This is a genomic window from Bradyrhizobium centrosematis (assembly GCF_045571495.1).
Lineage (GTDB): Bacteria > Pseudomonadota > Alphaproteobacteria > Rhizobiales > Xanthobacteraceae > Bradyrhizobium > Bradyrhizobium centrosematis.
Genome location: NZ_CP120703.1, coordinates 882,325 through 903,102, shown reverse-complemented (window position 1 = coordinate 903,102; position 20,778 = coordinate 882,325). Strand labels below are relative to the sequence as shown.

Here is a 20,778-nt window from a genome sequence, read left to right as displayed (position 1 = left end):
GCCGGGTGGGGCGCCGGAGTCGGAACCGGACAGAGTCATGAATTCGCGCGTATCGTGGAGTGTTGACGGCATCGATCCCTCCGTCAGAGAGCGGGCCGAAGCTGCTGCGCGTCGTGCGGGCATGTCACTCAATGATTGGCTCAACTCCACGCTCGGCGAGACCGCCCCGCCGAATTTTCGCGGACCCTACGATCAGCGTCAGGATCAGCGTGCGCAACACATGCCGAGCCAAGGACCTAGCCGGGAGAGCCGCGAAGTGGCCGACATCCACCAGCGGCTCGACGCGATCACCCAGCAGATCGAACGGATTTCAAGGCCCGCGCCGCGCCAGGACGCTTCAAGACCAGACGCCTCGCGCGAGCAGGGCGTCGCACGCCAGCTCAACGATGCGATCTCGCGGCTCGATGCGCGGCTGTCGCAAATTTCCCGTCCGCAGCAGCCTCAGGCGCCGCGACCTGCTCCCGCACCCATTGAAACGCGCCAGCGCCAGGCCGATGCGGTCGAGCGCGCGGCAGCTCAGGTCTATCGCAACGCGCCTCCCCTGAGCCCGGCCTCGTTCGACGTCGCGGTGGCCGAGATCACCGCGCGCCAGAGCGAACTGGACGGCTTTACGCCGAGGCAGATGCCGCCGCGTGCCGCGCCCTCGATTGCCCCCGCGGCTGCTCCCTACACTCCCCCGATGGCGCCGCCCGCGCCTGCCTATGCTCCGCCGCCACCACCGCCGGGGCCGGATTTCTCCTCGCTCGAGCGCCATCTGCTCAAGATCACGAGCCAGATCGAGTCGCTGCAGCGCCCCGACAATACCGAGCAGGCGATCAACGCCTTCCGCAGCGAGCTCGCCGAGATTCGCGCCGCCATTACCGAGGCGATGCCGCGGCGCGCGATCGAATCCATCGAGAACGAGATTCGCTCGCTGCACCGCCGGATCGACGAGACGCGGTCGAGCGGAACCGACGGCCAGGTGCTGTCGGGCATCGAGCATGCGCTGTCCGACATCAAGCAGGTGCTGCGCACGCTGACGCCGGCCGAGCAGCTCACCGGCTATGACGAGGCGATCCGCAATCTCGGCGCCAAGCTCGACCTGATCCTGCGCGCCAATGACGATCCCTCGACGGTGCGTCAGCTCGAAGGCGCGATCGCGGCGCTGCGCGGCATCGTCTCCAACGTCGCCTCCAACGAGGCGCTGGCACGCCTGTCCGAAGACGTGCAGCTGCTGTCGTCGAAGGTCGACCAGATCACCCGCGCCGCCGGCCATAGCGACAGCTTTGCGGTGCTGGAGCAGCGCATTGCCGCGCTCACCGCGGCGCTGGAAACGCGCGAGCGGCCGCAAGCCACCGAGAGCACCGAGCATCTGGAAGCGGCGATCCGCGCGCTGTCCGACCGCTTCGACCGCATGCAGGTCGGCAATGATTCCGCCTCGACCTTCGCGCATCTCGAACAGCGCGTCTCCTATCTGCTGGAGCGGATCGAGGCCGCCGCCGAACCGCGCAACGGCGATTTGAGCCGCGTCGAGGACGGGCTGCACGACATTCTGCGCCACCTGGAGCGGCAGCAGGCGACCTATTCCGCGCTGGCCGAGAGCCGCCATTCGGCACCGGCCGATTCCGACGTGGTCGATCTGGTCAAGCGCGAGCTGTCCGACATTCGCTTCAGCCAGGCCGAGACCAACCGCAGCACCCAGGACTCGCTCGACGCGGTCCATAGCGCGCTCGGCCATGTCGTCGATCGCCTCTCCATGATCGAGGGCGACCTGCGTGCGGTGCGCACCGCGCCGCCGCCGGCTGCGCCGCAGCCGATGCCCATGCCGATGGCCGCTGCTCCGGAGCCTGCGCCGGTCGCGCGTGAACCGCGGCCGCAAGCACAGCCGAAATACGAATACGATCCGAAGCCCGAGCTGCCGAATCCCGCCGCCGCGCAGGGCGCGCAAGCCGCCTTTGTCGCCGCGCCGCGCGAATTCCATGCCGCTGCGCCCGCCGCACCGCCGCCGCTGCCCGCAGCGCCACCCGTTCCACCGCGCGCGATCAGCGAGATCCTGGAGCCGCACACGGCCCCTGCGCGCCCGGCGCTCGCGCCGGAATTGCCGCCGGATCATCCGCTCGAGCCGGGCACGCGGCCGGGCGGTCGCGCCACGCCATCGGAGCGCATCGCCGCCTCCGAGAGCGCGATCAGCGGCATTGCCACTGCGCCGAAAGAGCCGGTGTCGTCGTCGAGCTTCATCGCGGCCGCCCGCCGCGCCGCCCAGGCCGCCGCCGCGCAGCCGGAAAAGCCGGCGCGCGGTGCCAAGGGTGGTGCGAAAGCTGGTGCCGATCGCGGCAAGGACAAGGACGGCGGCTCGACCATCACCTCGAAGATCCGCTCGCTGCTGGTCGGCGCGAGCGTCGTCGTGATCGTCCTCGGCACCTTCAAGATGGCGATGAACCTGCTCGAGGGCAGCCCGCCGCCGGCACCGCAGGCGATGGACAATACGTCGAGCCAGCCCGCGCCGCAGGCCCCGCCGCCGCCGGTGATCGAGAACAAGCCCGCCACGCCGGAGCAGGTCACGCCGTCGATGACCTCGCCGACGCCGATCGGGCGGCAATCCCAGAACAACGCAGCGCCGACGCCCGCCGCCAATTCGGGCAGCGCGGCCTCGGTTGAAATTCCACCGGTCCCCGCCACGACACCACCCGCGCCCCCCGCGAGCAGCGAGGTCACCGGCGCGCTGTCGGGCACGAGCCGCGCCAAGCTCGGCCTCGTCCAGGTGCCGCCGAGCGAGAAGCTGCCTGATGCGATCGGAGGTCCCGGCCTGCGCACCGCCGCGCTGAAGGGCGATGCGACCGCGGCCTACGAGGTCGGCGTGCGCTTTGCCGAGGGCAAGGGTGTCGCGACGAATTACGACGAAGCCGCCAAATGGTACGACCGCGCGGCGCAGGCCGGCGTCATCCCGGCGACCTTCCGCCTCGGCACGCTCTATGAGAAGGGCCTTGGCGTGAAGAAGGACGCCGACATCGCCCGCCGATACTACACCCAGGCCGCCGAGCGCGGCAACGCCAAGGCCATGCACAATCTCGCGGTGCTCGATGCCGACGGCGGCGGACGCGGTGCCAATTACAAGAGCGCGGCGCAGTGGTTCCGGAAGGCCGCCGATCGCGGCGTCGCCGACAGCCAGTTCAACCTCGGCATCCTCTATGCCCGCGGCATCGGCGTCGAGCAGAACCTCGCCGAATCCTACAAATGGTTCAGCCTAGCGGCCGCCCAGGGTGACGCGGATGCCGCCGGCAAGCGCGATGACGTCGCCAAGCGCCTCGACCCGCAATCGCTCGCCGCCGCCAAGCTCGCGATCCAGACCTTCAGCGCCGAGCCGCAGCCCGACGATGCGGTCAACGTCGCGACCCCCGCCGGCGGCTGGGACAGCGCGCCGCAGGCAGCCGCCAAGCCCGCGCCGAAGCCGGCCGCGGTCAAGCGCTCGGCCTCCGCGGCGCATTAAGTCAAATGGCTCTAGATTGAACCAAGCGAGCCGCGCGCTCGGTGCACCTCTCCCGCTTGCGGGAGAGGTCGCGGAGCGAAGCGACGCAGGTGAGGGCTCTCGCCTCTTGGGGGTTCTCGCGAGAGGAGACACCCTCTCCCCAACCCGCCCCCGCAGGCGGGGGAGCGCACCTCCGGTGCCGCAACGATCGAGTCTCCTTCACGCTCTCCCCGCTCGCATTCACCACGCCCGAAATTCCCGGTCCCTCCCCGCTCCGAATTCCGCTATTGAGGGGCGCGGCAATCGTTCCGAGCTTCCCGCGAGCATTCCGCGACAATCGATCCGTCTCGCCGGAGCGTGGTCCTTCGATGCAGCTCTACCTCCCGATCGCCGATCTTCCCGTCAACGTCTTCCTGGTGCTGGCGATGGGCGCGGCGGTCGGCTTCGTCTCGGGCATGTTCGGGATCGGCGGCGGCTTCCTGATGACGCCGCTGCTGATCTTCATCGGCATCACGCCGGCGGTCGCGGTCGCCTCGGTGACGAGCCACATCGCAGCCTCATCCTTCTCCGGCGCGCTGTCCTATTGGCAACGGCGCGCGATCGATCCGGCGCTGGCGAGCGTCCTGCTCTGCGGCGGCGTGACCGGCACGGCGCTCGGCGTCTGGACCTTTACGCAGCTTCGCTCGCTCGGCCAGCTCGATCTGATGATCGCGCTGTCTTACGTGGTGCTGCTCTCCACCGTCGGCAGCCTGATGTTCTCGGAAGGCCTGCGCGCCCTGATGCGGACCCGGCGCGGCGCGCTGCCGCCGCGGCGCACGCACAACTGGATCCACGGACTGCCGCTGAAGATGCGGTTCAAGCGCTCGAAGATCTATCTGTCGGTCATCCCCGTGGTGGTCGTCGGCATGGTGATCGGCTTCATCGGCGCCATTATGGGCATCGGCGGCGGCTTCATCCTGGTGCCGATCATGATCTATCTGCTCAGGGTGCCGACCTCGACGGTGATCGGGACCTCGATGGTGCTGACGCTCGTCACCATGCTGTTCGCGACCATGCTGCACGCGGTGACCAATCACCTCGTCGACGCCGTGCTGGCGCTGATCCTGATGGTCGGCGGCGTCACCGGCGCGCAGTTCGGCGTCCGCGCCGGCCAGAAGATCCGCGGTGAGCAGCTGCGCCTGCTGCTCGGCCTTCTGATCCTCTCGGTCGGAATCCGCTTTGCGATCGAGCTGGCGATCCGCCCCGAGGATCTCTTCACCATCCGCGAGCTGGGAGTGAGCGGATGACGCGCGCGGTGCTCGCACTGCTCTTCGTCCTGCTGCTCGGCGCGGCCGCGCGCGCCGAGCGACTGATCGTGTCGGTCTCCAACCACCGCGTCACCGTGACACCGAACTATTCCGGCGAGGAGCTGGTGCTGTTCGGCTCGGTGGAGAAGGATGCCACCACGCCCGCCGATCGCACCGCCTACGATCTCGTGGTCACCGTGGTAGGCCCGCGCGCCGACATGGTGACGCGGCGCAAGGAACGCACCTTCGGCATCTGGATCAACACCGATTATCGGCAATTCCTGCAGGTGCCGAGCTATCTGGCGCTGTTCGCTAACCGCCCCTTCGAGACCATCACCTCGCCCGAGATCGCACGGCGCCAGCAGATCGGGCTCAACAACGTGCTGCTGACGCAGCGGGTCGGCGGCGATTATGCCGACGTGGTGCCGAACGACGCGTTCCGCTCGGCCTTCATCCGCCTGCGCACCCAGCGCGGGCTCTATCGTGAGGATGGAAGCGCGGTGACGTTCCTGACGCCGACGCTGTTTCGCACCGGCATTCCGCTGCCGGCGGAGGTGCCGATCGGCACCTATGAAGTGGAGATCAAGCTGTTTGCGAACGGCGCGTTCATCGGCAAGACCGAGACCGCGTTCGAGATCGTCAAGGTCGGCTTCGAGCAGTTCGTCGCCACCACCGCGCGGCAGAACGGGCTGATCTATGGCCTCGTCACCGCGGCGATGGCGCTGATGACGGGCTGGATGGCGTCGATCGTGTTCAAGAAGGACTAAGATCGTCGTCATTCCGGGGCGCGCGCAGCGCGAGCCCGGAATCCATCAATCCGCAGAGTTGGTGGCCCGATGGATTCCGGGCTCGAGGCTTCGCCTCGCCCCGGAATGACAGCTCACGCCTTGGCCGGCCGCGTCACCAGATAGATGCCGAGCGCGACGGGGATGATGCCGAGCAGATCGCGGGCCTCGACGTGCTCACCGAGCACGATGTAGGCGAACAGCATGCCGAGCGGTGGCATCAGGAAATGATAGGCGCTGGCAGCGGTGGCGCCGCACACTTTCAGGAGATGGAACCAGATCCAGGAGGCGAGGATCGAACCGCCCAGCACGAGGAACGCGAAGGCGCCGATCAGGCTCGGCGTATAGTCGATCGCGCCGACATCGGCGAAGGTGAGCGCGACCGGGGTCAGCGCGATGCCGGCGGCCAGGTTCTGCACGCCGTTGCCGATCCACAGCGACCCCTTCGGCGCCAGCAGCTTGAACAGGATGGTGCCGGCGACGATCGAGGCGAGCGCGGCCAACGTGAACATGATGCCGTGCAGCGAATCGGTGCCGACCGACAGGCGGTGCCAGACGATCGCCGTGACGCCGACGACGCCGAGGGCAAGGCCGGTCGCCTTGCGCCAGGTCATGCCTTCGCCGAGCAGCAGCGCGGCGAGCGCGGCGGTGAAAACCGGATTGGCCGACACGATCAGGCCGCCGAGGCCGGCAGAGACCGATTGCAGGCCGGTGTAGCCGAGCCCGAGATAAAGCGCGTTGTTGGCGATGCCGATCACGGCGAAGATCGCAACGTCGCGCCAGGACAATGACCAGGATTCGCCGCGAATCAGCGTGGCGCCCAGGATCAAAATGCCCGCGAGCGAGAAACGCGCGGCGAGCAGGATCAGCGGCGGGCAATGGGTGACGCCGATCTTGCCGGCGACGAAGGCATAGCTCCAGAGCAGGCAGAACAGGCCGATGGCGAGCGGTAGCGTGTTGAAGCGGCTTCTCGGGGCCGAAATCGAGGGAGCGAGCGACATGAGGGGCATTCTCGGATGTTTGTTCGGGCCCTCGATCTAGGGATGGCGCTTGTCATTTGGAAATTAAATGATTAACTGCCATGCAGTGGATTTTTGAATGGAGGCAGCCATGCTCGATCTTGAGCTGCTGCGCAGCTTCATCTCGGTGGTCGAGGCCGGCGGCTTCACCCGCGCCGGCGAACGCGTCCATCGCACCCAGTCGACCGTCAGTCAGCAGATCAAGCGGCTTGAGGAGGACATCGGCCAGGTGCTGCTGCATCGCGACGGCAAGATTGTGCGCCCGACCGAGGCAGGCGAGCGGCTGCTCTCCTATGCGCGCCGGCTGCTCTCGCTGGCCGAGGAGGCGCGCGACGTGCTGCGCCAGCCGGATAGCGAAGGCGCGATCCGGCTCGGCATCCCCGAGGACTTTGCGGCCTACCGCTTGGCGAAACTGCTGGGTGCGTTCGCGCGCTCGCATCCGGGCCTGCGGCTCGACGTGCGCGCCGACCAGAGCAAGCACCTCGCCCGCGATATCGAGCGCGGCGAGCTCGACCTTGCGCTCTACAAGCGCGCGGCTGGGGCGAAGGACGCGATCGCGGTGTGGCCGGAGCGGGTGCACTGGGTCACCAGCAAGAGCCATCCGGTCGACATGAACGTGCCGTCCGTGCCGCTGATCGGCTTTCCGCTCGGCTGCATCTATCGCGCCGGGGCCATCCACGCGCTGGAAAGCGCGGGCCGCGCCTGGCACACCGCCTACACCTCATCGAGCCTCGCTGGTATCCAGGCCGCGGTCGCCGCCGGCATGGGCCTCAGCATCCTGTCGGAGATGTCGATCCAGTCCGATCACCGCGTGCTCACCGCAAAGGACGGCTTTGCGCCGATCAACAAGACCGAGGTCGCCTTGATGGCTGCGCCGGATGCGAGCCCGGCAACGCTGCGGCTGGCGGATCGTCTGGCCGAATTTTGCGACGCGGTGCAGGCCAAGGCGGCCTAGATTCGTGCGGATTGCCGCCCGGCGCTCAATTCACCGCCGACATCAGCCTGTCGCCGCACGCACTCGCATAGAACTTGCCGCCGCATTGGCGCTTGATGGCGGCGCAACGGGCCGCAGGCGAGTCATTCTGCGGGACCGTGAAGCCGCAGCTCAGACCGTCCGCGCTGCGGCCGGGCTTGCCGGCGGCAAATGCAGCGCTGGAGGCGCTGATGCAGACGACGAGCAGGGCCGCCGCGACGATTTCGATCAGCAGTCTCATGGCAATGGTCCTCCACACTGATGGCCGAATTGATCCGCAGTGTAGCACCGTAATCCGGTTTCTCCGTGCTCCTCCGGGTTCCCAAATCGGCCCGTTCCTTGCATAAATTTGCGCCAGCGCAGTGCGCAGCCGCGCCAGTGACGGTTCCGGCGCAGGGGCAGGACGCGTAGAGTCAAGTGGTGTTGTTTCGACCAGGAAGTGACGGCTTTGCAAGATCAATCGTTCCAGCCCAGTTTTCCCGCCCAAGGCCAGCCCATCGACGAACTCGCGCTGGCTGAGATCAAGGGCGCAATCCTGGCGAAGCTGCGGCTTGCCATCGGCAAGGATGCCGGCATGGCAACCAGGCACGACTGGTATCAGGCCGCGGCGCTCGCGCTGCGCGACCGCATCGTGCATCGCTGGCTCACCGCGGAGAAGCACAGCTACGACGCCGGCCGCAAGCGCGTCTACTACCTCTCGCTCGAATTTTTGATCGGCCGCCTGTTCAGCGACGCGCTCAACAACATGGGCCTGCTCAAGATCTTCGAGCTCGCGCTCGGCGATCTCGGCGTCTCGCTGCCTGAGCTGCGCAAATGCGAACCGGACGCAGCGCTCGGCAATGGCGGCCTGGGGCGGCTCGCGGCCTGCTTCATGGAGAGCATGGCGACGCTCTCGATCCCGGCGATCGGCTACGGCATCCGCTACGATTACGGCCTGTTCCGCCAGATCATCAATCAGGGCTGGCAGCAAGAATATCCCGACGAATGGCTGAGCTTCGGCAACCCCTGGGAATTGCAGCGGCCCGAGGTGATCTACGACGTCAATTTCGGCGGCGGCGTCGAGCATGTCGACGACAAAGGCCGCGACCGCGCCATCTGGCACGCGAGCGAGACGGTGCAGGCGATCGCCTATGACACGCCGATCGTCGGCTGGCGCGGCCAGCACGTCAACGCGCTGCGGCTGTGGTCGGCGCGCTCGCCCGATCCGCTCAAGCTCGACGCCTTCAACAGGGGCGATTACGTCAGCGCCAGCGCCGAGCAGTCGCGCGCGGAGGCGATCTGCAAATTCCTCTATCCAAACGACGAGAGCCCGGCGGGCCGCGAGCTGCGCCTGCGCCAGGAATATTTCTTCGTCTCGGCGTCGCTGCAGGATCTCGTCAAGCGGCACCTCGCCTCCGACGGCCAGCTGCGCAACCTCGCCGGCAAGGTCGCGGTGCAGCTCAACGACACCCATCCGAGCCTCGCCGTCACCGAGCTGATGCGGATCCTGGTCGACCTGCACAATTTCCGCTGGGACGAGGCATGGAAGATCACGGTCGCCACGCTCTCCTACACCAACCACACGCTGCTGCCGGAGGCGCTGGAGACCTGGCCGGTCGAGCTGTTCGAGCGGCTGTTGCCGCGGCACCTCGAGATCATCTACCGCATCAACGTGCAGCATCTGGCGCTCGCCGAGGCGCGCTGCCCCGGCGACATCGACTTCCGGGCCTCCGTTTCCCTGATCGACGAGAAGAGCGGCCGCCGCGTGCGCATGGGCCAGCTCGCCTTCGTCGGCTCGCACCGCATCAACGGCGTCTCGGCGATGCATTCCGACCTGATGCGCGAGACCGTATTCCACGACCTCAACCATCTCTATCCCGGCCGCATCACCAACAAGACCAACGGCATCACCTTCCGCCGCTGGCTGATGCTGGCAAACCCGAAGCTGACCGATCTGCTGCGCGAGAGCTGCGGCGATGCCGTGCTCGACGATCCCACCCAGCTCTCGCTGACCGAGGCGCGCGCCAGCGACGTCGAATTCCAGAAGAAGTTCCGCAGCGTCAAGCTTCACAACAAGACCGCGCTGGCGCGCCTGATCGGCGAGCGGCTCGGCATCAAGGTCGACCCGACCGCGCTGTTCGACGTGCAGATCAAGCGCATCCACGAATACAAGCGCCAGCTGCTCAACGTCATCGAGACGGTCGCGCTGTATCAGGCGATCAAGGACGATCCCAACGGCAATTGGGTGCCGCGGGTGAAGATCTTCGCGGGCAAGGCGGCGGCGAGCTACCGCTACGCCAAGCTGATCATCAAGCTGATCAACGACGTCGCCGAGATCGTCAACAACGACCCCGCGATCGGCGGCAAGCTCAAGGTCGTGTTCCTGCCCGACTACAATGTCAGCCTCGCCGAGGTGATCATTCCCGCCGCCGACTTGTCCGAGCAGATCTCGACCGCCGGCATGGAAGCCTCCGGCACCGGCAACATGAAGCTGGCGCTGAACGGCGCCATCACCATCGGCACGCTCGACGGCGCCAATATCGAGATCCGCGACCATGTCGGGCCCGAGAACATCGCGATCTTCGGCATGGAAGCCGGCGACGTGATGATCCGCCGCAAGCAGGGGCTGGACGCCTCCGACGTGATCCGCAATTCGCCGAAGCTGCAGCGCGCCATCAACGCAATCGGCGCCGGCGAGTTCTCGCCGGGAGATCCCGGCCGCTTCGAATCAATCGCGCATGCGCTGCGCTATCTCGACCACTACATGGTCAGTGCCGATTTCGATTCCTATTACGAGGCGCAGCGCGCGGTCGATGCGCGCTGGCAGGTCTCGCCGGCCTGGACGCGCGCCTCGATCCTCAACGTGGCGCGCATGGCCTGGTTCTCATCCGACCGCACCATCCGTGAATATGCCGAGGAGATCTGGAACGTGCCGGTCAACCCGACCACGCCCCAGCTGCCGAACCTGCGCGACGCCGCGGGCTGATTTTCCGCGGCGTGGAAGCGGCGGCTACTCGATACGTAATTGCACAAGTAGGCGATGCCTGTGATATGACGACCGTCATTCCGGGGCGGCTCGCAGAGCCGAACCCGGAATCTCGAGATTCCGGGTTCGATGCTGCGCATCGCCCCGGAATGACAGACGGAAATGCAAATGCACGCCAAGCTCCCGCACCCCTTCGACGACGCCACGCGTATCACCGCCGGTGACAGCAGCTGGCAGGGCCACACCAGCGACGACTACTGGGCCTTTGTCGGTCCGTTCGGCGGCGCCACCGCCGCGACCATTTTGCGCGCGCTGATCGAGCATCCCGAACGCGCCGGCGATCCGCTCGCGCTCACCGTCAATTACTGCGCGCCGATCGCCAGGGGGCCGTTCGATCTCGACGTGCGGCTGGTGAAGGCCAACCGCTCCAGCCAGCATTGGAGCGTCGAGCTCAGCCAGGGCGGCGGCGAGGTCGCAACGCTCGCCACCGCGGTGTTCGCCGAGCGGCGGCCGTCCTGGGAGCACCGGGTGGCGCAATATCCGGATGCGAAGCCGTACGAGGAGACGCTGCCGTTTCCGAAGATCCAGGCCTCCTGGGCCAACCAGTACGAATTCCGCTTCGTCGAGGGCGAGATGCGGATCGGCCCGCCGCAGGCCGAGCTTGCCAGCACCTATTCGAAGATCTGGATCAGCGACCGCATGCCGCGCAAGCTCGACATGCTGTCGCTGATGTCGATGTCGGACGCCTTCTTCGGCCGCATCTTCCACGCGCGCCGCGAGCTGGTGCCGTTCGGCACGGTGTCGCTGACGACCTATTTCCACACCGACAGCGAGGAGCTTGCGCGCGAAGACATCACGCGCGTGCTGGCCACGGCCGATTCGAAAATCATGCACAAGAGCTACGCCGACCAGAACGCCGAGCTGTGGTCGCCGAACGGCCGGCTGCTCGCGACCACGACGCAGATCGCGTATTTCAAGGCGTGAGCTGCTTCCGCGTCATTGCGAGGAGCTTAGCGACAACATTGCGTAGCAATGTTGCGCGGATGCGACGAAGCAATCCAGACTGTCTCCGCGGAGGGATTCTGGATTGCTTCGCTGCGCTCGCAATGACGGTGGAGAGATTTAGCACAAACAAAAAGGGCGGCCTTGCGGCCGCCCTTTCGCATTGACGACAGAGCCGCCTACTCCGCCGCGAGCTTCACGTCCGGAGCTGCCGCGCGGACCTCGGCATCGACCTGGGCTTCGAACTTGGCAAAGTTCTTCTGGAACATACCGACCAGCGCACGCGCGGTCTTGTCGAACTCGTCCTTGTCCTTCCAGGTGTTGACCGGGTTGAGGATTTCGCTGGGCACGCCCGGCAGTGCAGTCGGGACCGCGAAGCCGAAATATTTGTCGGTGCGGAATTCGACGTTGCGAAGCGAGCCGTCGAGCGCGGCGGTGAGCAGCGCGCGCGTCACCTTGATCGGCATGCGGCTGCCCGTGCCATACTTGCCGCCGGTCCAGCCGGTGTTGACCAGCCAGCAATCGACATTGTGCTGGGCGATGAGGTCACGCAGCATGTTGCCGTAGACGGAGGGATCGAGCGGCAGGAAGGGCGAACCGAAGCAGGTCGAGAATTCCGGCTGCGGCTCGTTGCCGAGACCGCGCTCGGTGCCGGCGACCTTGGCGGTGTAGCCGGACAGGAAGTGATACATCGCCTGCGCCGGCGACAGCTTTGCGATCGGCGGCAGCACGCCGAAGGCGTCGGCGGCGAGCATCACCACGTTCTTCGGCTGCGGCGCGCGGCCGGTGCGCGAGGCGTTCGGGATGAAGTCGAGCGGATAGGCCGAACGCGTGTTCTCGGTCTTGGAGCCGTCGTCGAAATCCACCACGCGGGTGTCCTCGTCGAGGACGCAGTTCTCCAGCACCGCGCCGAAGCGCGTGCTTGCGGCATAGATCTGCGGCTCGGCCTCCTGCGACAGCTTGATGCACTTGGCATAGCAGCCGCCCTCGAAATTGAAGACGCCGTTCGGGCCCCAGCCGTGCTCGTCGTCGCCGATCAGCGTGCGGTTCGGATCGGCCGACAGCGTGGTCTTGCCGGTGCCGGAGAGGCCGAAGAAGATCGCGGTATCACCCTTGGCCCCGACATTGGCCGAGCAGTGCATCGGCATCACGCCGCGCTCGGGCAGGTAATAGTTCAGCGTGGTAAAGACCGACTTCTTCATCTCGCCGGCATAATAAGACCCGCCGATCAGCACGATCTTGCGGGCGAAGTCGATCGCGACGACGTTCTCCGACCTGCAGCCATGACGTTTGGGATCGGCGCGGAAGCTCGGCATGTCGATGATGGTGAGCTCCGGCACGAAGGTCGACAGCTCGATGGCCTCGGGACGGATCAGCAGCGTGCGGATGAACAGCGAGTGCCAGGCGAGCTCGGTGAAGACGCGCGTCTTGATCCGATAGGCCGGGTCGGCGCCGCCATAGAGGTCCTGCGCGAACAGCTTCTTGCCTTCGGCGTGCTTGAGGAAGTCCTGATAGAGCGTCTCGAACTGCTCTGCGGTGATCGACTGGTTGCCGGCCCACCACATCTTCTTGTCGGTGGTGGCATCACGCACCGTGAACTTGTCCTTCGGGCTGCGCCCGGTGAACTCGCCGGTGTCGGCGCAGAGTGCGCCGTCGGCGGACAGCACCGCCTCGCCCGCCGCGAGCGAGTATTGATAGAGCTGCGGCGCACCGAGGTTCCAGTGAACCTGCTTGAGATTCTTTAAGCCGAATTTGTCGGCGCCGAAGGCACCGTTGCGCACGCCCGTTTCTTGCACGAAAAAATCCTCCTAGAACCCGCGACACTCAGCGCGACCAAGTTTGGGCGCCATCGCGGTCACCGTGATTAATGGGCCATTCGGCCTCGGCTGAACGACCTAATACTGATGAACGCTGGCGTTGCCAAGCTGGTCCCGCAGGATTTGGTTTATTCAAAGACCGCGCCAAACGTCGCGCATGTCAGCCCTGAACAGACCCATCAAGAAATTCACGAATGATCGCGCAACCAAATGCGTGTTTGCGCGTTGTACGGGGTTATTGCGTCGCACAATCCATGCAGCGTCGCCTTATCTTACCTCACCTTCGCCAATCAGTGCGAACGGTCCCCACATCGCCGGATAGGCGTTGCGCGGCGACGAGGTGTCATCAACGAATGTTAACATTGCGCGGCGCAAGGCCTCGGCGCGAGCGCTCCTCGGCTCGTTCTTGAGCAAGTCGAACGTCGACGTGGTCAAGCGAGTGGCGGCTTCCGAATCCACCGCCCAATGCGAGACCAGCAGCGCGCGCGCACCCGCGTAGAAGAACGAGCGCGCCAATCCCGACAGCGCCTCGGCGCCGGGCTTGTCGCCCGCGATGGTGTTGCAGGCAGACAGCACCACCCAATCGGCGTTGAGCTTGAGCTGAGCCACCTCGCTCGCGGTCAGAAGACCGTCATCGAGTTCCGACGGCTGATCGGGAATGGACAGCGCAAGCGAGGGCTCGCCCAGTCCCTTGACGTCGCCGGCCACGAGGCCGTGGGTGGCAAAGTAGATGATGCCGTATTGGGCAAGCGCTGCACGCTTCAGCGTCGTTTCGCTGGCATCGCGGCCGAGATGGATGTCGGCATCGGTGGCGCCGACGTCTCTCGCCACGGCATTCAGCTCATCGGCAGTATCGGGCAGCTGCGGCAGCGCCTGTGCAAGCCGCGCGCGATCGACGCCGGCGCCGCGCCAGAAGTCGGCATAGGCAACGGTCGCAACGCTACGCGCTGCGACCTTGCCGCTCGCGGCGCGACGGTCAGCCGGCCCTTCCAGCGCAGGATTGAACACGGGATCGCCGAAGCCCGTCATCGGTTTTACGCTTTGATCCCTGCGGGCGAAGGCACGCAGCGATTTCAGGCTGATCACCGACGGCAGCACCGAGACAGCCTGGCGCCGCAGCAGCCAGGCAGCGTCGCGATAGCCTTCGAGCCTGTCCGGAATCGCAGCCTGCGGTGGCTGCGTCACCAGCAGGTGAAACGGCAATGCCGTCAGCGCCGCCGATGGCACCACCAGCAGGTTGCCCTTCTCCTTCGTCAGCGCCTCGACCGGGCCGAGCAGCGCGACGTAGAGCTCATGCGCAAGCCCAAGATCGAACAGTCCCGATTTGCCGGAGGCATCGCGCGCCTTGCCGACATCCAGCCCCTTGCGGAAGGCCGAGACCTTTCGTGCCATCTCGTCCGCGCCGAGCGGGATTTCCTTCCAGTCGGCACTCTCGCGCGTGATCGCGACGACATAGCTCCGCTTGTCGACGACGGAATAGATCACCATTGCCTCGTCGGCCGAGAGCAGCGGCTGGATGTCCTTCACCGCCAGCGGCAGCGGGTTGGAGAGCGAGGCATAGTCGGGAAACTCGACGGCGAGCGTCATCTGCAAGCCGGCACGCTCGTTCGCAATCGCTGCAATCCGCGCGCGGCTGCGCTGCTCGCCTGCCACGTCGCGCTGAGCCGACTGCTTCGACACCGCGGCGATGATCGCCTTGTCGAGCGCCTCGGCCTCGGCCGTGAGATCCTGATCCCGGCGCACCAGCTCGGCGAGCCGGTCGTTGCCGGCGGCAAGCCGCACCGCAAGCTTGTTCACGGCAGAAGCGGCGGAGGATTGCGTGCCGCGCTGGATCGCGGCGAGCGCCTCGTCGAGCGCTCTGTCGCCGGGCAGCAGAGATTGCTGGCGTGCGGCGAACAGCACCGGCATGACCACGCGCAGCTGCCCCCGGCTCGTCGCAAGCGTCTTTTCCGCCAGCGGCAGTGCGTCCGCCGTACGCCCGGAGACGAAGAAGAAATAAGCGAGATTGCTGGTCGAGGTCACCACATCGGGATGGTCCGGCCCGAACGCCCGCTCGCGGATCGCAAGCGCGCGGCGATAGAGCGGCTCGGCATCGGCATAGCGCTGCTGATGCTCGTAAAGCCCGGCGAGATTGTTGAGCGAGCGCGCGACGTCGGGATGATCGGAGCCCAGCACCTTTTCGCGGATCGCGAGCGAACGCTTGATCGGCGCCTCGGCCTCCGCGTCGCGGTTGAGGTCGCGATAGAGCTGGCCGAGATTGTTCAAGAGGGTTGCGACCGCGGGATGCTCGGGTCCGCCCACCTTCTGGTAGATCGCAAGCGCCCGCTGAAACAGCGGCTGGGCTTCGGCATGACGCTGCTGCTTCACATAGTAGGTAGCGAGATTGTTGAGCGACTGGCCGATGTCGGGGTGTTCGCGCGACAGCGCCTGCTCGCGAACGGCCAGCGCACGTTTGAACAGCGGCTCGGCCTCGGCGAAACGGCTCTGCCGCTGATAGAGCGCAGCGAGATTGTTCAGGAGCGGCGCGATCTCGACGCTGCCCTGGCCGGTCCCCTTTTCCATCAGCGCCACGGCGCGCTTGTAGAGCGGCTCGGCCTGGTCGTCGTGGCCCTGGTCGGCGTAGATCTGCGCGAGATTGTTGAGCGCTGCGGCGAGGTCGCGGTTGTTGCTGGTCTTCTCGAGCGAGGCCACCATGGCCTGCGCCAGCGGCAGCGCCTCCGAATATTTGCCGGCGCTGCGGAGCGCATTGATGCGCGCGCTCTGCGCCGACAGGTCGCCCTTCTGGGCAAGAGCCGGCGCTGCAAACGACGTGGTGATCGCGAGCGCCAGACCCGCAGCCCAAGCCAAATGACGACGCGTCATGAACCCTCTCGCTGCGAGCCTCAAGACCTCACCGTCTTGGGTCGCAGCGATGGGCCGCGGCGTTCAAATTGTTGCGTTCTGGAGCATGATAAAATCAGATTCTTCGGGCTCTCGGTGATTCACCTCTCCCCGACGGGGAGGGGTCGGATTGCCCTGGCGATGCGAAGCATCGTCCACCGCAATCCGGGTGAGGGGCCGCGGCACCCAGTGAGACCAGATCCCCTCACCCGGATCGCATCTTCGATGCGCTCCGACCTCTCCCTGCGGGAGAGGTGAATCGTGCTGAGCGCACATCGATACAACCAAAACTCATCCTGCTTTAGTCGATCTTCATGCGTGCTTCGCCGGCCAGGCGCACCAGCATCTTGCGCAGCGCCGTGCCGTCGGTCACCCGCTCCGGGAAGTCCAGCCGCAGCGCAGTCTGGCCGTCCTGCATGTCGAGACCTTCCGGATCGCAGCCGGTACAGCGCCAGTCACCCGCGGCCGCGCCCAGGAGCTTGGTCGCATAGAGGCCCATGGTGTCGCGATGGTCGGCATTCATATGCGCGACAGCGCCCTCCTCCGCCGCCAGCAGATCCTCGGCGCCGGTGAGGTCGGTGAGGAAACGCTCAGGCTTGAGGTCAACAATCCGGCCAAAGCCGGCGACCAGATGGGTTCCCGTGGGGCGAATGCGGAAGAAGGAGAAATCTTTAAAGGAAACAAAGCCCTCCGCCGACGGATGGGCATTGAGATACCGCCGCTGGAGCAGGTCCTTCTCGGCATCAGCCTGCTCCGCCCGACCGGACAGCATGATCCGGGCCCCTTCCAGCGGATCGCCCGCCACTCGCTCGTCCAGCATCAGCGAGACCCGGCTGTCGGCCAGGATGTTCTTCGTGTGCACGGCGAGGGCCGAGATCAGCAGGATCGGCGAGCCATCCGGATGGCTGGCCACATTGACCAGGGAACAATAGGGATCGCCGCTGCCGGCCATCAGAGTGGCCAAGGCGCCCTGCCGGGACCGCCGCAGCAGCGATTTGGCCAGTTTTCCGGGATCGAAATCAGGGGTCGGTTGCATCAGCTTTCTCGGCTCAGGTGGTTGCAAGGGGGGCCTTTTTTCGGGTAAACGGGGGCCCGGTTATGGGTCGACATGCGGCGAATCTGCCGTGTTTCGTGGAACTTGGTCACACTTCAGCCCAGCTTGCATTGCTCGGTGACAAGGTTCGAACGCCAACTCGGCACCCATGTATGCGGCGCATCAGTGGATTGCTCGCCGTTTCAAGCCACGACCCAAACGGAAAGCAGAAAGCAGAGGCTCATGCCCACAATCGCTTTGGTCGACGACGACCGCAACATTCTCACATCCGTCTCGATCGCGCTGGAAGCCGAAGGCTACCGCATCATGACTTACACCGACGGCGCCTCCGCGCTTGACGGTTTCCGCACCACCCAACCCGATCTCGCCATCCTCGACATCAAGATGCCGCGCATGGACGGCATGGAGACGCTGCGCCGCCTGCGGCAGAAGTCCGACCTGCCGGTGATCTTCCTGACCTCCAAGGACGAGGAGATCGACGAGCTGTTCGGCCTCAAGATGGGCGCCGACGACTTCATCCGCAAACCGTTCTCGCAGCGCCTGCTGGTCGAGCGCGTCAAGGCGGTGCTGCGCCGCTCGGCGCCGAAGGACCCGACTGTCGCACCGAAGGAGAACGACGCCAAGGCGCTCGACCGCGGCCTTTTGCGCATGGATCCGGAGCGGCATACCTGCACCTGGAAAAACGAGCCGGTGACGCTGACCGTCACCGAATTCCTGATCCTGCAGGCGCTCGCGACCCGGCCCGGCGTGGTGAAGAGCCGCAACGCGCTGATGGACGCCGCCTATGACGACCAGGTCTATGTCGACGATCGCACCATCGACAGCCACATCAAGCGGCTGCGCAAGAAGTTCAAGGTGGTCGACAACGAGTTCGAGATGATCGAAACGCTCTACGGCGTCGGCTACCGATTCAAGGAAGCCTGAGGCGGCAGGCAGCTTCACGAAAGACTTAAAGAGCATTTCCGGTTCTCGTTCGATCGAGACCGGAAGCGCTCCAAGCGCGATGAGATCATCGCGCTTCAGCTTATCGTTTGAGCATGACGTTTTCGGAAAACCACTACACACTTTTCCGGATCATGCTCTAGGATGCGGGGACCTTCTCGCAAGCTGTCCTAACGCGGGCGTAAGCATTGCTGGACCGAACGCAGCCTGATCCGAACCAGAGCGCCGGGGATGTCTCATCCGACGGCGTTTCGGAGCAATTGGCCGAGAAGCGGCAGGGCTTCCGGCCGCTGAACTGGCTGAAGCGCGCCGGGCAGTTCTTCTTCGCGCTGTCCTTTTCCAGCCTGACCCGCCGCATCGTCTCGCTCAACCTCGCCGGCCTCGTCGCGCTGGTGGCGAGCATCCTCTATCTGTCGCAATTCCGCGCCGGCCTGATCGACGCGCGGGCGCAGAGTCTCCTGGTCCAGGCCGAGATCATTGCCGGCGCGATCGCGGCCTCGGCCACGGTGCAGACCAACACCATCACCATCGATCCCGACCGGCTGCTCGACCTCAAGCCGGGCGAGACCTATGGCGGCTCGGACGAATATTCGCCGCTGGACTTCCCGATCAATCCGGAGCGCGTGGCGCCGGTGCTGCGCACGCTGATCTCGCCGACCAAGACGCGCGCCCGCATCTACGATCCGAACGGCAGCCTGCTGGTCGACAGCCGCAACCTCGAGAACGTGCTGCGCTACAATTTGCCGCCTCCGGCCGAGAAGCCCGGCATCGTCGAGCGCGGCATGGTCGCAGTCCGCACCTGGCTGAACCGCGGCGACCTGCCGCTCTACCGCGAGCTCGGGCCCGAGAACGGCAACGGCTATGCCGAGGTCGCCGACGCGCTGCAGGGCCAGAAGCGCTCGATGGTGCGGGTCAATGCGCGCGGCGAGGTGATCGTGTCGGTCGCGGTGCCCGTGCTGCGTTCGCGCGCGATCCACGGCGCCTTGATGCTGTCGACGCAAGGCGACGACATCGACCAGATGGTCACCGCCGAGCGCCTCGCGATTCTCAAGGTCGGCGGCGTCGCAGCCGCCGTCATGATCATGCTGTCGCTGCTGCTCGCGAGCACGATCGCAGGCCCGGTGCGCCGGCTCGCCGACAGCGCCGAGCGCGTCCGCCGCCGCATCAAGGCCCGCATCGAGATCCCCGATTTCACCCGCCGCCGCGACGAGATCGGCCACCTCTCCGGCGCGCTGCGCGACATGACGAGCGCGCTGTACAGCCGCATCGAGGCGATCGAGATGTTCGCCGCCGACGTCGCCCACGAATTGAAGAACCCGCTGACCTCGTTGCGCTCGGCGGTCGAGACGCTGCCGCTGGCGCGCAACGAGAACAGCCGCGCGCGCCTGCTCGAGGTGATCGAGCACGACGTCAAGCGGCTCGACCGCCTGATCTCCGACATCTCCGACGCCAGCCGCCTCGATGCCGAATTGCAGCGCCAGGATGCGATCCCGGTCGATTTGCGCCGCCTGCTGACGACGCTGGCATCCGTCGCCAACGAAACCAAGCTCGGCCACGATGTCGCCGTCGAAACGCGCTTCGAGGGCCGCGGCCCGGCCGACACCTTCGCCGTGAGCGGCCATGATTCGCGGCTCGGACAGGTGGTCTCCAACCTGCTCTCCAACGCGCAATCGTTCTCCGAACGCGGCAGCAAGGTGCGCCTCACCTGCCGCCGCGTGCGTTCCGAGATCGAGATCGTGGTCGACGACGACGGCCCCGGCATTCGTGACGACGCATTGGAGCGCATCTTCGAGCGCTTCTACACCGACCGTCCGCATCAGGGCTTCGGCCAGAATTCCGGGCTCGGCCTGTCGATCTCCAAGCAGATCGTCGACGCTCATGGCGGACGCATCTGGGCCGAGAATCGCGCAGGCCCGCCGGATGACGAAGGCGTCCCGACGGTCGCAGGCGCGCGCTTCGTGGTGAGGCTGCCGGCGCTATGAACGCCGGCGCGCCCAGCATTCACGCCTCCGCGGTCAAGGTCGGACCGGTGGCGGTGCTGATCCGCGGGCCCTCGGGCTCCGGCAAGTCGCGCCTTGCCTTCGATTTGATCATGGCGGGACGCGCGGGCGTGGTCGAAGCGGCCGTTCTGGTCGGGGATGACCGTGTCCATCTGGCGACAGTCGGCGACGAAATTGAGGTCAGCGCGGCGCCTCGCCTGGCAGGCCTGATCGAGATCCGGGGCCTTGGGATTCGCCGCTGCGACTTCGTGGAGCATGCGACCGTCGGTCTCGTCGTCGATCTGGATGCCGCGGACGCCGAACGCCTGCCGCCGGCGGAGTCCCTGAAAACAAGCATTTTAGGTGTCGAAATACCGCGAATCCCGGTGAGCCGCGACTATTCGCCCCTCCCCCTGGTTGTCGCGGCCTTGACCACTACCAAGAGTTCATCTTCCGTTAACCCTTCAGGCGATTGTTTGAAGGGAAATGGTAACCATATGAACCCCACTATCGCGACCGAATAGACCGGCGCAGCTCCCCTCATCCATCCGTCTAGATTCAGGGAGATACGCAACATCCCCTCTTGCGCAGGGGCTCTGGATGGTCAAAGTGGCGCGTTCGTGCGGTGCAC

14 protein-coding genes are annotated in these 20,778 nt (G+C 66.0%); 9 read left to right on the top strand and 5 right to left on the bottom strand.

Translation table 11 applies throughout. The annotated features are described in order from the left end of the window. The first annotated feature begins 37 nt into the window (after positions 1-37). From P6U31_RS04235 to P6U31_RS04225, 3 genes are all read left to right on the top strand, one after another. Entirely contained in the window at positions 38-3,466 is a 3,429-nt protein-coding gene (locus P6U31_RS04235) for a hypothetical protein (protein ID WP_407187013.1), read from the top strand. A gap of 347 nt (positions 3,467-3,813) precedes the next feature. Next, positions 3,814-4,731, top strand: a complete 918-nt coding sequence (locus tag P6U31_RS04230; protein WP_407187012.1) for a sulfite exporter TauE/SafE family protein — start codon at positions 3,814-3,816, stop codon at positions 4,729-4,731. After that, positions 4,728-5,498 carry a TIGR02186 family protein gene (locus tag P6U31_RS04225; RefSeq protein WP_407187011.1) on the top strand — a complete coding sequence of 257 codons (771 nt, stop codon included), beginning with the start codon at positions 4,728-4,730 and terminating at the stop codon, positions 5,496-5,498. Before P6U31_RS04230 ends, P6U31_RS04225 begins: the two co-directional genes overlap by 4 nt. A 113-nt stretch (positions 5,499-5,611) precedes the next feature. On the opposite strand, the gene P6U31_RS04220 is transcribed toward P6U31_RS04225, so the two are convergent. Then, complete coding sequence (locus P6U31_RS04220; RefSeq protein WP_407187010.1) at positions 5,612-6,517, bottom strand: DMT family transporter; 906 nt, start codon at positions 6,515-6,517, stop codon at positions 5,612-5,614. Between the two features lie 109 nt (positions 6,518-6,626). Between P6U31_RS04220 and P6U31_RS04215 the strand changes: the two genes are divergently transcribed. Next, positions 6,627-7,490: a LysR family transcriptional regulator gene (locus P6U31_RS04215; RefSeq protein ID WP_407187009.1), complete on the top strand. Its 864-nt coding sequence runs from the start codon at positions 6,627-6,629 to the stop codon at positions 7,488-7,490. Between the two features lie 25 nt (positions 7,491-7,515). Here P6U31_RS04215 and P6U31_RS04210 read toward each other — a convergent pair whose 3' ends face one another. After that, positions 7,516-7,749 carry a hypothetical protein gene (locus tag P6U31_RS04210; RefSeq protein ID WP_407187008.1) on the bottom strand — a complete coding sequence of 78 codons (234 nt, stop codon included), beginning with the start codon at positions 7,747-7,749 and terminating at the stop codon, positions 7,516-7,518. Between the two features lie 207 nt (positions 7,750-7,956). Between P6U31_RS04210 and P6U31_RS04205 the strand changes: the two genes are divergently transcribed. Continuing rightward, positions 7,957-10,473: a glycogen/starch/alpha-glucan phosphorylase gene (locus tag P6U31_RS04205; RefSeq protein WP_407187007.1), complete on the top strand. Its 2,517-nt coding sequence runs from the start codon at positions 7,957-7,959 to the stop codon at positions 10,471-10,473. 168 nt (positions 10,474-10,641) lie between these two features. After that, the gene (locus P6U31_RS04200; protein WP_407187006.1) at positions 10,642-11,457 is read left to right on the top strand and encodes an acyl-CoA thioesterase; all 816 of its coding nucleotides are present in this window, start codon (positions 10,642-10,644) and stop codon (positions 11,455-11,457) included. 197 nt (positions 11,458-11,654) lie between these two features. Here the strand turns inward: P6U31_RS04200 and P6U31_RS04195 are convergent, their stop codons facing one another. The 3 genes from P6U31_RS04195 to P6U31_RS04185 form a co-directional block, all read right to left on the bottom strand. Next, positions 11,655-13,271, bottom strand: coding sequence for a phosphoenolpyruvate carboxykinase (locus tag P6U31_RS04195; RefSeq protein WP_407187005.1), 1,617 nt, complete (start codon positions 13,269-13,271; stop codon positions 11,655-11,657). 288 nt (positions 13,272-13,559) lie between these two features. Beyond that, positions 13,560-16,154 (bottom strand): CHAT domain-containing tetratricopeptide repeat protein, encoded by a 2,595-nt coding sequence (locus P6U31_RS04190; protein WP_407187004.1) that lies wholly within the window; start codon positions 16,152-16,154, stop codon positions 13,560-13,562. Positions 16,155-16,473: 319 nt separating this feature from the next. Next, positions 16,474-17,208 carry a HugZ family protein gene (locus P6U31_RS04185; RefSeq protein WP_407187003.1) on the bottom strand — a complete coding sequence of 245 codons (735 nt, stop codon included), beginning with the start codon at positions 17,206-17,208 and terminating at the stop codon, positions 16,474-16,476. A gap of 240 nt (positions 17,209-17,448) precedes the next feature. Between P6U31_RS04185 and P6U31_RS04180 the strand changes: the two genes are divergently transcribed. The 3 genes from P6U31_RS04180 to P6U31_RS04170 all read left to right on the top strand — a co-directional run bounded on the left by P6U31_RS04180 (position 17,449) and on the right by P6U31_RS04170 (position 20,671). Then, on the top strand, positions 17,449-18,150 hold the full coding sequence (locus P6U31_RS04180; RefSeq protein WP_008542552.1) for a response regulator transcription factor: 702 nt from the start codon (positions 17,449-17,451) through the stop codon (positions 18,148-18,150). A 206-nt stretch (positions 18,151-18,356) separates the two neighbouring features. Further along, positions 18,357-20,150, top strand: coding sequence for a stimulus-sensing domain-containing protein (locus P6U31_RS04175; RefSeq protein ID WP_407187002.1), 1,794 nt, complete (start codon positions 18,357-18,359; stop codon positions 20,148-20,150). Continuing rightward, entirely contained in the window at positions 20,147-20,671 is a 525-nt protein-coding gene (locus P6U31_RS04170) for an HPr kinase/phosphorylase (RefSeq protein WP_407187001.1), read from the top strand. The genes P6U31_RS04175 and P6U31_RS04170 overlap by 4 nt, the downstream gene beginning before the upstream one ends. Positions 20,672-20,778: the final 107 nt, after the last annotated feature.